At 37.7% G+C, this 13252-nt stretch carries 9 protein-coding genes; 4 read left to right on the top strand and 5 right to left on the bottom strand.

Going from position 1 to position 13252, the window contains the following annotated elements:
* Positions 1-117 precede the first annotated feature (117 nt).
* Positions 118-3657: a VCBS repeat-containing protein gene (locus tag BM141_RS02975; RefSeq protein WP_091539777.1), complete on the top strand. Its 3540-nt coding sequence runs from the start codon at positions 118-120 to the stop codon at positions 3655-3657.
* A gap of 228 nt (positions 3658-3885) precedes the next feature.
* Here the strand turns inward: BM141_RS02975 and BM141_RS02980 are convergent, their stop codons facing one another.
* Both BM141_RS02980 and eno read right to left on the bottom strand, forming a co-directional pair.
* Positions 3886-4863, bottom strand: a complete 978-nt coding sequence (locus tag BM141_RS02980; RefSeq protein ID WP_091539782.1) for a hypothetical protein — start codon at positions 4861-4863, stop codon at positions 3886-3888.
* Between the two features lie 189 nt (positions 4864-5052).
* The gene (eno, locus tag BM141_RS02985; protein WP_091539785.1) at positions 5053-6330 is read right to left on the bottom strand and encodes a phosphopyruvate hydratase; all 1278 of its coding nucleotides are present in this window, start codon (positions 6328-6330) and stop codon (positions 5053-5055) included.
* A gap of 166 nt (positions 6331-6496) precedes the next feature.
* Here eno and folB point away from each other — a divergent pair, with 166 nt between their 5' ends.
* Both folB and porD read left to right on the top strand, forming a co-directional pair.
* Positions 6497-6856: a dihydroneopterin aldolase gene (gene folB, locus BM141_RS02990; RefSeq protein ID WP_091539788.1), complete on the top strand. Its 360-nt coding sequence runs from the start codon at positions 6497-6499 to the stop codon at positions 6854-6856.
* Between the two features lie 27 nt (positions 6857-6883).
* Complete coding sequence (porD, locus tag BM141_RS02995) at positions 6884-7798, top strand: type IX secretion system protein PorD (RefSeq protein ID WP_091539792.1); 915 nt, start codon at positions 6884-6886, stop codon at positions 7796-7798.
* Positions 7799-7811: 13 nt separating this feature from the next.
* Here porD and BM141_RS03000 read toward each other — a convergent pair whose 3' ends face one another.
* Positions 7812-8405, bottom strand: a complete 594-nt coding sequence (locus BM141_RS03000) for a nitroreductase family protein (RefSeq protein ID WP_177217248.1) — start codon at positions 8403-8405, stop codon at positions 7812-7814.
* A gap of 31 nt (positions 8406-8436) precedes the next feature.
* Positions 8437-10020, bottom strand: a complete 1584-nt coding sequence (locus BM141_RS03005; protein WP_091539800.1) for a sensor histidine kinase — start codon at positions 10018-10020, stop codon at positions 8437-8439.
* A gap of 177 nt (positions 10021-10197) precedes the next feature.
* Between BM141_RS03005 and BM141_RS03010 the strand changes: the two genes are divergently transcribed.
* Entirely contained in the window at positions 10198-10926 is a 729-nt protein-coding gene (locus BM141_RS03010) for a GLPGLI family protein (RefSeq protein WP_091539803.1), read from the top strand.
* Between the two features lie 68 nt (positions 10927-10994).
* On the opposite strand, the gene BM141_RS03015 is transcribed toward BM141_RS03010, so the two are convergent.
* Entirely contained in the window at positions 10995-13214 is a 2220-nt protein-coding gene (locus BM141_RS03015) for a caspase family protein (protein WP_091539806.1), read from the bottom strand.
* Positions 13215-13252: the final 38 nt, after the last annotated feature.

Genomic DNA, 13252 nt, shown 5'->3' on the forward strand with positions numbered 1-13252 from the left:
ATGCTTGTTCATTAGTTATTTTTTTACTAATTTGTTCTCTATAGAGAGTACAATTCACGTTTTGCTTTCCTTTTGAGAGTAAAACAGTAGCCTAAATTCAACATAACGAAGGTAAATATGAAACAAGCAAATTCCTTATTATCAATTCTTTTGTGTCTTTTTATTAGTGTTTGTTTATTTTTTTCTTGCCAAAACAAACCCTCTAATACGCTTTTTACCCAACTTACTCCAAGCGAAACGGGGATTGACTTTGCCAACCATATTACCCCTGACGATACCCTTAATGTGCTGTATTTCATGTATATGTATAACGGAGCAGGGGTAGGCGTCGGCGATTTTAATGGAGATAATCTCCCTGATATTTTCTTTTCAGGCAACCAAGTATCGAGTAGGCTTTATCTGAACAAAGGAAATTTCAAGTTTGAGGACATCACAGAAAAAGCAGGCGTAAAAACTGACCGTTGGGCTACGGGAGTTTCTGTGGCTGATGTAAATGCTGATGGCTTATTGGACATTTATGTATGTGTGGCTTATAATAACCTTTGGAACAAAAGCAATGCTAACTTGCTGTTTATCAACCAAGGCGTAAAAGGCGGAATCCCTGTTTTCAAGGAAATGGCAAGCGAATACAACTTAGCGGATACTTCTTATTCTACCCAAGCGGCATTTTTTGATTATGACAAAGACGGAGATTTGGATATGTACTTGCTAAACAACTGGTTAGAAAAGGAAAGTCATAACCGCCTTCGTCCCAAAGTTACTGACGGCACTGCCCCGAATAGCGATAAACTTTACCGCAATGAAGGCATAGCAGCCAATGGACACCCTATTTTCAAGGAAGTTTCCAAAGAGGCAGGAATTGTTTTTGACGGTTATGGCTTAGGTGTAGTGATTTCAGATTTGAATAAAGACGGATGGGAAGATATTTATGTATCTAACGACTTTATTACCAATGATTTAATGTATATTAACAATGGAAACGGAACTTTTACCAATCGCATCGCTGACTGCCTCATGCACCAAGCATATAACGGCATGGGAGCAGATGTAGCCGATTACAACAATGACGGTTGGACAGACATCGTAGTTTTGGATATGCTTCCAGAGGACAACAAACGCCAAAAAATGATGATGATGAATGCCAACTATGACCGTTATTCCATGATGACAGGAAAGTTTTTAAACTATCAGCCTCAATTTGTGCGAAATACGCTTCAACTTAACAATGGAAATGAAACTTTTAGCGAAATAGGGCAGTTGGCAGGAGTAGAAAAAACCGATTGGAGTTGGGCGGCACTGTTTGCTGATTATGACAATGACGGCTGGAAAGACCTATATGTTACCAACGGTTATAGGAAGGATATTACTGATTTAGACTACATTACCTACTCCCAACTCAATGTGCAGTTTGGCTCTGATGAGTTCAAACGCAACAAGAAAAAGGAAATGCTCAAACTCATTCCAGAGGTACGTATCCCTAATTATATGTATCGCAACAAAGGAGATTTGACTTTTGAAAATGTGTCAAAAACTTGGGGGTTAGACGTTCCGTCCTATTCAAACGGCGGAGTATATGTGGATTTGGACAATGACGGCGATTTGGATTTGGTAGTGAACGATATAGACGAACCTGCTTTAGTTTTTCAAAACAATGCAGATAAGCTATTGGGAAATAATTACTTAAAAATAAAGCTCTCAGGAAGTGAGCAAAACCGATTTGGCATAGGAGCAAAGATTGAGGTCTGGGCAGAGGGAAAAATGCAATACCAAGAGCAAAGTCCTGTCAGAGGTTTTCAATCTTCGGTGGAGCATCTGTTACACTTTGGCTTGGGCAAAAAGCAAAAAATAGACTACGTAAAAATTACTTGGACAGATGGAAAATACCAAGTAGTAGAAAACATACAACCCAACCAAACTTTATTATTAGAGTATAAAAATGCACAAAAAATACCTGATAATCAAGCCGTACAGTCTTCTACTATTCTACTTTTTCAAAATATCCCTCACTTAGTCAATTTCGAGCATAGAGAAACCGAACACATAGATTTCAAGCAACAGTTTACTATCCCTCACAAGTTTTCTCAAAATGGCTTTGGCATAGCAATAGGCGACATCAACGGCGATGGCTTAGACGATTTTTATGCAGGTGGAGCATACGGCATGAGTGGCTCATTTTTTATCCAAAACAAATTAGGACAATTCCAAGAAAAAAAATTAACTCTCGATACACTGCACGAAGATTTAGGCGTATTACTTTTTGATGCGGATAATGACAAAGATTTAGACTTGTACGTAGTTAGTGGGGGAAGTGAAAGAGCAAAAGATACTGATTATTACCAAGATAGATTGTATTTGAATGATGGGCAAGGCAACTTTTCTTTGGCAGAAAATGCTTTACCAGAATTGAAAAGTAGTGGCTCTTGCGTAGTTGCTTGCGATTTTGACCAAGACGGAGATTTGGATTTATTCGTGGGCGGTAGAGTAATCCCTAACCAATACCCCCTTGCCCCTCGAAGTTATTTGCTAAGGAACGATACCGAAGGCAATAAAGTCAAATTTACGGACATTACTCCCCAAGAACTTGCTCATATAGGCATGGTAACCTCGGCACTTTGGACAGACTTTGACAATGACAATCAGACTGATTTGGTGATAGTTGGAGAGTTTATGCCCATCACCTTTTTCAGAAATAATCAAGGAAATTTAATTAAAGATTCCAGAGTCCAGATTCCTAACAAAGTTGGTTGGTGGAATAGCATAGTCGCAGGGGACTTCGACAATGATGGCGACATAGACTACATCGCTGGGAACTTAGGTCTTAACTCTAAGTTCAAAGCCTCTGATAGTGAGCCTGTTTGCGTTTATGCTAAAGATTTTGACAAAAATGGAATGATAGATGCCATGCTTTGCCACTATTACGAAGACGGTAATAACTACCTTACTCACCCAAGGGACAACTTTTTAGAGCAAATGATAGTGATGCGCAGACGCTTTCCTAACTACATAGACTATGCCACAGCCCCGTTTGAAAAAGTTTTTAGCAAGGAAGAACTGAAAGATACTTACGTAGTAAGAGCGAACTATTTTTCTACTTCTTTCATTGAAAATCAAGGGAATGGAAAATTTGATATTCGCCCTTTGCCTATAGAAACGCAGTTTGCTCCTATTTTTGGCATGACAGTAGGAGATTATAACAATGATGGCAACTTAGACGTACTCATGGTCGGCAACTCCTACGCTCCTGAGGTGAATTGGGGACGTTATGATGCCTCTTATGGTGTTTATTTACAAGGAGATGGCAAGGGAAGTTTTAAGGCTGTGCCTAACAAAGATAGTGGCTTTTTAGTAAAGGGTGATGCCAAAGGCATGGCAGAGATAGTATCAGGACAGAAGTTAGTTCATCTCATCGCTATCAACTCAGAAGGCATAAAAGCACTTGGAAATCAAATTATTAATGCTCAAAAAATTATTCCTGCTTTGCCTAATGAAAAATATGCAATGCTCACATTGAAAAATGGACAAAAGTGCAAACAAGAGTTTTATTTTGGTAATACTTATCTTTCGCAATCCTCAAGAGTGTTGAAAATTAGCAAGGAAGTAATTGATATAGAGATTTTTGATGACAAAGGGAAAAGCAGAAAGGTAGCAGTTGAATAGGCAAAAAAACAGTCCTTGCTCAAAAAGCAAGGACTGAGTCATTAATTGTTTCAAATTTACCCCCTTAATAAATATTTTTATCAATATTTTTATGACGGCGAAACCGTTTTTGTTTCTATTGATGTCACAAAATTATAAGGTTTTTGATTGATAACCAATAGCATTATTTGCTTAAAATGATTGAGTAGGAGTACTTAATTTTAAAATAAGTAAAAATACAGAACTGCCTTAATTATCACTTTTACCTGCTTCTTTGTTTACAAAGATTCTTTCATAAAAGTAGTCGTACAGTTTTGAGTAAGTTTCTGCCTCAAAGGAAAGTTTTAAGGCATTTTCGTAGGCATACATCGCTTCTCCGTAGAGTTCGTGCTCCTCTAAAAAGCGAGCTTCGAGAAGCTTGCCAAAGGCGGTGTTGTTATTTTTCCCATTCCTAATCCTGTTTAAATCTTGCATAATTTCCTTCCGCTTTTGTTCGTCTAATTTAGCAAGCATCTCACCATCAATACTTTTAGGGCTGACCAAATATTTTCCATTTTTGTCCAGAGGGACGATTTTCATTAGCAACATATTTTCTTGGGCTAATTTGCCTTGACTAAAATCTATTTCTATGGCTTCTTGAGAAACTACTTGCTCATGAATAATATCCTCAGCTATGTTGTAAAATATTACTTTGTAGGCACTTAGGTCTTTTTTAAAGGGCGAGTCCTCTACAAGTTCCCAGCGAATAAGACATTTTTCCCCTAAGATATGGGTTTTATTTTCTTTCACTACGAGCGAAGTAGTTACTATATTGTGTCCTCTAACTACCGAACCTGTTTTATTCATGTGTCGGAAGCGCGTTCTACTTGAAATCTTCATATCTTTATCATTCATGATTTTATCAGTCACCCAGTCATAGTATTTGTCTTCCAATGATGCTTCATTGGATAGTTTGATTTGATTTTCTAATTCTTGGACTTTGTAAGCACCGGGCTGGGTAAGTTCTATGACCCGTTTGAGCGATTTGTGGGAAAGATTGAGGTAAGCATTTGCGCCTACTATTTTAATTACCTGATTGGCGGCAACTTGGCTACCTACCTTGACAGGAAGATTGTTTACAGTAATGCGCCCTTTAGCACCTAATACCTTAAAAACATAATTTTGTGCTTCTGCACTGGCTACTAAGAGGGATAAAGATAAAAAAGCAAATAAAATCTTGGTTTTCATAAAAATTCTAACTTTTAGATAAATAATGTCAAACTAACTTTTTGAAAGCAAAAGTTTATACATATTAACGTAAACTATATAAATAAGATTTGTATAAGCACGCAAAACTAAAAAAAATCCAAGTATGCCTCTATTTAGCATACTTGGAAAATGAATTTAGCTAATTTTAATGAAATTAGCTTTTTACTCTTAAAACTTTATCCCGGGAAAGTAAGCCATTTCGCCTAACTCCTCCTCGATGCGAAGAAGTTGGTTATATTTTGCCATGCGGTCAGAACGAGAAGCAGAACCTGTTTTGATTTGTCCTGTATTCAAGGCTACGGCTAAGTCCGCAATCGTGCTGTCTTCTGTTTCGCCAGAGCGGTGCGACATAATGCTTTTGTAGGCATTGCGTTTTGCCAAGTTTACAGTATCAATGGTTTCTGTTAAAGAGCCTATTTGGTTTACTTTCACCAAAATCGCATTGCCTATGCCTTTGTCTATGCCTTCTTGCAAGCGTTTTACATTGGTTACAAATAGGTCATCTCCCACTAATTGTATTTTTTTTCCGACTAAATCTGTCAATTCTTTCCAACCTTTCCAATCGTCCTCTGCCATGCCATCCTCTATAGAAATGATGGGGTATTGCTTGCACCAGTTTGCCCAATAATTCGCCATTTCTACGGGAGAGAGTTTATCGCCTGTAGATTTTTTGAAATGGTAAACTCCCGCTTCCTCATCAAAAAACTCAGAAGCCGCAGGGTCTAAGGCAATGAAAACGTCTTCTCCTGCTTTGTAACCTGCTTTTTCTATGGATTGTAGTACTACCTCAATCGCTTCAACATTAGATTTGATGTTAGGAGCAAAACCTCCCTCGTCGCCTACGTTAGTGGACAAGCCTTTGGCTTTGAGTACACTTTTGAGGTTGTGGAAAATTTCTGTTCCTATTCTCAAAGACTCTCTGAAGCTCTCAGCTTTGACAGGCATTACCATAAATTCTTGGAAATCAATACCATTGTCTGCATGGCTACCTCCGTTCAAAATGTTCATCATAGGTACGGGAAGCGTATTGGCATTGACCCCTCCGATGTATTTGTACAAAGGCAACCTTGCTTCCATAGCTGCCGCTTTGGCTACAGCAAGCGAAACCCCTAAGATAGCATTAGCCCCCAATTTTCCTTTGTTATGCGTCCCGTCTAATTCTATCATGATTTTGTCAATCAAGTTCTGCTCAAAAACAGAATAGCCAATTAGCTCCTCTGCGATGATTTCATTGACATTATTGACTGCTTGGAGTACGCCTTTGCCCATGAATACTTTTTTATCGTTATCTCTGAGTTCTACGGCTTCGTGCTTGCCTGTAGAAGCACCAGAAGGTACGGCGGCTCTACCTCTATGTCCATTTTCAGTAAGTACATCTACTTCTACGGTAGGATTGCCTCGTGAATCTAAAATCTGACGGGCAACAATGTTTTGAATAAATGCCATGATTAGATAAGTTTGGTTTAAGTTTGGTTTTGATAATTTTGTTGTTTGCTTATGTTTTGTATGGTTGGTTGTTTATTGGAGAGCAAATATATAATTTTCTAATTTCTTATCATTTATTCCCTAAATAAAATTATTTTTAAGCCCAAAAATCACTTAATTCGAAAACGTGGGAATAATTGCCTTAGAAGGTTTAGAGTTTTTTGCTTATCATGGTTTTCACCCTGAGGAACGCATTATTGGGAATCGCTACGGGGTGGATATTAGCGTACAAGTGGATTTTAGAAAAGCCGCAGAAGAAGATAAAATCAAATATACGGTCAATTATGGTACGCTTTATGAAATAGTCAAAGAGGAAATGGCTGTTTCTTCTTTGTTATTGGAACACATTGCACAGAAAATTATGCGACGTGTATTTTCACAATTTCCTCAAGTAGAGCAAGTTGAAATTACTATTCGCAAGTTTAATCCGCCTATAGGTGGGGTATGCAAGGCTTCAAGAGTTACGCTCCAAGAAAGTAGAAAGTAAATTGGAAAAAATTTAATTGTTAAAAAAATGAACCGATTTGTTGCTAATTTTTATATTATTATCTGTTTGCTGTGCCTATTTTCTCTAAGTATCTCTAAGGCACAAGAACTTAGGTGCAACGTCATTATCAATGACCAGCAAGTAGCCACACAAGAGCGTCAAATCATTACGCAGATGCGAGATGCGATTTCGCAGTTCATGAATACTACTGAGTGGACTACCGACAAATACAGAGAGTTTGAAAGGATAAAATGCAATATTTTCATCACTTTAGGGGGCGACTCTGATGTAACCCAAGGGAGATATACGGCTACTGTTCAGATTCAGTCCAGCCGTCCTATTTACGGAACGGACTTAGAATCTCCTTTGCTTACCTTTTTTGACAGGAGTTTTGCTTTTGAGTATCAGCCTTCACAACCTTTGATTTTTGCTGAAAATGCCAACACTACCAATCTAACCGCCATGCTTGCTTATTATGCTTATGTCATTTTGGCTATGGATTATGACAGTTTTGCTAACTTAGGAGGTAATGTGGTCTTGCCGAGAATTTTGAATATTTTAAACAATTCTCAACAGGCTAACTATGCAGGCTGGAGTGCTGGTGATACCAGAAACAGATATTGGCTCTCTGAAAACCTCAATAATCCACAATTTAGCCCCTTCCGAGAGGGAATGTACCAGTATCACCGCTTAGCGATGGACAATTTTACTAAAGACCCTGAAGGAAGTAGAAAAAAAATAGTAGAGGTCTTGCAGAAAATCAAACAAGTCAATCAAGTACGCCCTAATGCTATTCTAATTAATGCCTTCTTTGATGCTAAGTCAGATGAGTTACTTAATATCTTTTCAGAGGGCGACCCCTCTACTATCAAACAGGCAGTGGACTTGTTAGTTTCCATAGACCCCACTAACTCGAGTAAATACAGAAGTTTGATAAAGTAAAAATTCAGGAAATTTAGTTTTCTATCCAACTTACTTTCTCGCTAATAGGGAAACGCTCTCCGTCAGGCGAAGGTGTAGCAATTTTCCCTATATAAAAGAAACCCAACAGTTTATCTTTTTCGCCTAAGCCAAAAAACTCTTTTGCTTCTTCCATATAAGTTACGCCCCCAGTGCTCCAATATGCCCCTAAGCCATAGGCAGTAGCTGTCAGGTACATATTTTGGACGGCACAGGCAACTGCCTCTACTTCCTCTATTTCAGGGATTTTTCCTTCTTTTTGCCTTTTCATAGCAATCCCTATGATGTGAGAGGCTTTCAAGGGGTCTTGTTTCATTTTCTCGTATTTCTCAGGGCTAAATTTTTCCAAAGGGGTAAATTTTTGATACATTTCTGCCTGAAAATCAGCAAATTTTTGTAGTCCTTCGCCTGTAAAGACAAAAAAACGCCAAGGTTCTGTTTTGCCGTGTGTAGGTGCCCAGTTGGCATTTTCCAAAATTTGTTCTATGATAGCCTTCTCTACCTTTTCGCCAGAGTATTGGCGGGGAAAAGTAGAACGACGATGGCGAATGAGATGATTAATTTGTTCTGTATTGTAATTAGTCTGCATGATATTGCATTAGGTTATGTTTTTTAAGTAATTATTTTTTCAGTTCTATTTTAAAACAGCTACCCTCCCCTACCCTACTCTCTACTTCTACCTTGCCTCCGTGCTGTTGGATTACACTGGCAACATAGCTAAGCCCAAGCCCATAACCTTTGATGTTGTGAATGTTGCCCGTAGGTACGCGGAAGAATTTTTCAAAAATTTTATCCTTATACTCTGAGGCAATACCTATGCCCTTATCTTTGACTGCGAGCTGTACTTTATCTCCTAAATCTGTGAGTTGAATGAATATGTTTGGATTTTCTTTGCTGTATTTCAAAGCATTATCTAAAAGGTTGTAAATCACATTGGTAAGGTGTACCTCGTCTGCCTGAATAAAGAAATTCTTTGATTCATTTTGTAGATTGACTTCAAAACTGACTTCTGCTTTGTACTTCTCAAATTGCAACTTCATAGACTTCAAAATCTGATTAACAAGTTGCGGTAAGTTAATGGTGCTAAGTTTGAGTTCTATGCCTTTGCTTTCAAAACTTGCCATCTTCATGATTTTATCCACCAGCATTGCCAATCTATTTAGCTCATTTTGAGAAATTTCTAAGTATTCCTTTGTTAGCGTAGGGTTCTGCAAGGCATTGAAGTTTTGCAAAGCCTCAATAGCTACACTTACCGTAGTAACAGGTGTTTTGAGTTCGTGAGTTACATTGCTGATAAAATCATTTTTCAAAGCAATCAATTTTTCCTGTTTCTGCAAATTGTGATAAATCAAATAAAAAGCCCCCGAAGTCAGCAAAACCAACAAGAAAGAAAAGACAAATTGGGGTAACATTTTCCATAAAATAAATATCTGTGAATCAGGGAAATAGGCTTGATATACAGGTGAGGAGGGTATAGTAAAAAATGGAGCGGAGAGTATGCCTCTCTCCAGCCCTTCATGCGTTTTTCTTGAAAAAAAGTTTTCTCTTTCCTGTTGGCGATTCAATACTTGCAGTTGGAAAGGTAAGTCTATATTTGCCTCTAACAGTGCCTTCTGATAATTAGCCATGATAGAGGTATGAGCAAGCGTATCATTACCTAAGCGAATAATAAAACTTTTAGACTGTATCTCAGGCGGTCTGTCTGTGGCTATCTTTCTCAAAATAGTGTTAAGAGAATCTTGTGGCTTGTCCGAAGTAATAAAAACTTGAATATTAGATTCTTCTGAAATAATTAAAGTATCTTTGGATTTACTTTGTTGATTGCTTTGTGAGGAAGTTGTTTTTCCTTTTTGGGCATGCACTAACTTATTTACGTGTTGAAGTAAATGGCTTTGAATGTGTATGTGTCTATCTTTGTGTTTTGTGCTATCTTTCTGAAAAAATGCAGGATTGCGAAAATGCTCAAAGGGTCTGAAAAAATTAAATTTGAAATTGCTATCACCTACTGCCTTGACATTTTTTTGGAATAACGAATCTTGCATTGCCATCATCACGGTTCGGAAAGTAAGGTCTATTTGCTTTTGCAAAGTATTTTTTTCATCTTCATAGACTTTTTTTAGCCAAAAATATTGGAATACTAAGAGCAACATAATGCTGCTAAGCATCAAAAAAATAGACAAAATATGTTTCTTTGGCTTTTTCATAGTGCAAAATTATTCATATCTTCTCACTTTATTTGCCTTGCTTAACATCTCTTAACAGCTTTTCAAGCTACATTAACCTTAGCGTCAGAGGTTTTAGAGTAAATTTGCTTGAGAATCTATAGGAGATAATTCATTACATACATAAGTTAATTCATTTACTTAAATTTTATAAAAACAATGAAAAAACTAATTTTTTTAATTTTAATTCTGACAAGTGCAGTTGCTTTTGCACAAAAAAATGAAGGCATCGTTTTGTATGAGGTCAAGGTGAACATGCACAGACGCATACCTGCTGACCGCCAAGAAATGAAAGCAATGATTCCAGAGTTTCGTACTACCAAAATGGAGTTAATTTTCAATCAGAATGAGTCCCTTTTCAAAAACGTAGAGGAAGACGAGGACGAGGAGGTTAATGCCAATGGCGGAGCGATGAGAATGAGATTTATGATGCCTCAAAACGAACTTTACTTCAACTTTGCAGAGAACAAAAAGGTAGAAATGAGGGAGTTCATGACCAAAAAGTTCCTGTTGGAAGGAGAAATCAAGCCTAATGCTTGGAAAATTAGCGATGAGGAAACCAAAGAAATCAAAGGCTACGTTTGTAAGAAAGCTACTTTCACCAATGAGGAACGCAAGATGAACATTGTGGCTTGGTTTACAGAGCAAATTCCCGTTTCGGCAGGTCCTGATAACTACAACTCGCTTATGGGCTTAGTCCTGCAAGTAGATATTAATGACGGAGAAATAGTAACTACGGCAAGCAATATTGAGTTCAAAAAATTGAAAAAGGGGGACATCAAGATTCCTACCGAAGGTAAAAAAATTACCCAAGAAGAGTTTAGGAAAATGGTAGAGGAGCAGATGAAACAAATGGGAGGAAATGGCATGAGAATTTTTAGGAATTAGAAAAAACAACGCCTTTTACTATTAAAGTAGAAGGCGTTATTTTTCTTTATCTGCTGTACTTTGTTTTGTTATCTACTATACTTTGTGGCACGCGTATAATGACGCATAAAGTACTTGATAGTGATGACTATAGCATTCCTAATAGAAAGTTGGCTATTTTCCAGTGCAAGTTCATTGATAAAATCTTGCCCTTGATTGCGCAACATACCTATTTTACTGACAGGAGTGAACTTTACTATCTTATTTTCCAAATCAAACTTTGCCTCAACGTAAGACGATGCTGTAGTTACCCAGCCGTAATTCATGTAATGGTTATCTCTGTACTCACTGTATAGAAGTTTCATAGAGATATTTTTATCGGACATATCGTCTATGGAGATACGACTTACGTACACGTGGACAGACTCATTGATGTCATCTTGGAAAACCTCTCTGGTAACATCTATGTTATAGCTGAACTCATTGTTCCTGTCTATACTGTAACCAAAGCGATGACCGTCCATTTCAAAAAAGTTTCTATATTTGCCAAAGTCCTTCCACTCATTTTCCTTATTAATGTCTATTTTCTCTTCTTCGGTTAGGTTAAGTTCCTTAACTTTTTTAGCATCTACCAAGGCGGCATTGGCGGCTCTCAACGAATCAATGACTCTTTTCTGCTCGGCTACTTCCCTTTCCTTTGCGGCTAACTGCAATTCCTTATTAGCTATTTCAGAGGCAAAAGATTGAATTCTTCTATTATATTCTTCTTCTTTGGCTTGTTGCTCGGCGTCCAATTGGTCTATTTGATTGTTTGTAGTGGAGGATATATTTTGTCTTGCTTCCTCCAATTCTTTTTGCATCTTAGCTTCTCTCTCTATGCGAGCCAAGCTATCCGCTACTTGTTTTTGCCTAAGTTGCGCAAATTCATTTTGTAAGAACCTTAGACGCTCAGCCGCTTGAGCCATGCTATCAACCACGCGTTGCTGTGCCTTTAACTGTGCCTCGTCTGCTTTTTGCCTATTAGCTTCCAAAGCCTTCTTCTCTGCGAGTAACTTTTCTTCTATAGCCTTTGCTTGCCTTTGGGTTTCTTCCAGTTCTTTTTGTTTTCTGTTGGCTTCTTTAAGAGCCTCTGCCTTTTCTTTTTCTAATTGGGCTTTGATTTCATTTTCTCTGCGTTCTATCTCTGCCAATTTTTCTTTTTCTGCCTGTTTTAGTTTTTCTATCTCCGCCTTGATTCGTTCTTGTTCTCTGGCTCTTTCTTCCTCAAATTTCTTTTTTTCTCGCTCAAATTTCTCTTTTTCCAATGCCAACTCTTCTTTCATTTTCTTCTCCAACTCTGCTTTTTCCTTATCTTTTTGGGCTTGTATTTGAGCTAACTCTTCTTGATTTGCTTTTCTTGCTTCTTCCAAAGCTTTTTTTCTTGCTTCTTCTATTTTAGCTTGCTCTTCCTTTTCTTTCTTCTCTTTCTCCAAACGTTCTGCTTCTTTTTCGGCTGGGGTCATGTATTTTTCAGGTTTGAAAAAGAAATCACCATAAAAAGTACCACTAAACTCTGGACGTTGCTTCCCTTTAGACTTTAAACTCACTTCTTTGCCTACTTCTTTGAATACATCTTCTATTCTTATTCTTGGCTTGTTCATTTGCTTTATTAATTCAGAGGTAAACAAACCATTATCTCCTTCGCCGTCAGAGGCTTTTCTACCCGCAGAAGTAGCATATAATATTACTGTCCCTTCTGAAGTAGTTACTGGTGCTAAACCTTGTGTAGTAGCCACGCTCTTGCTCAATCCTTTGGTAGCAACTGCTACTTTCTCTACAGGATTGTCGCGGCAAGCATCTAAAATGATGATATTCACATTGCCTTGTTTTTCATTCATGGCAGCTAAAATATCATTTACCTTAAAACAACCGTATTCAATAGCAGTTTCATCTGTTGCCATTTCCTCAAGATTGGCTTTGATAGGGACTAAGTAGTTGATATTTTTTACCTGCAAGCCATGTCCAGAATAGTAGAATAAGCGTACATTGTAGTCTTTAAGTTCATTTTTAAACTCCCTGAAACTCTTTTGAATAGCATTCAAATCTCCGTCTTCTAAGTAAACTACCTTAAAACCGAGATTCATGAGGTTTTCTTTCATTTTTCTGGCATCATTGACAGAATTGTGCAGTGCATTGGGGGCATCGTACTTTGCATTGCCAATGATAAAAGCCAAACGTTTTTCGTTCTCCCCTCCTGTGCTTAGGTTTTGCTGAGCAAAAGCCCAATTAGCAAGGAGCATAGGTAAAAATATGAAGACAAATTTTTTCATAGTTTAGAAGTTTTTGTAAAGTTTAAAAATGCTTAGTC

This window comes from Thermoflexibacter ruber, from assembly GCF_900113045.1.
Taxonomy (GTDB): Bacteria; Bacteroidota; Bacteroidia; order Cytophagales; family Thermoflexibacteraceae; genus Thermoflexibacter; species Thermoflexibacter ruber.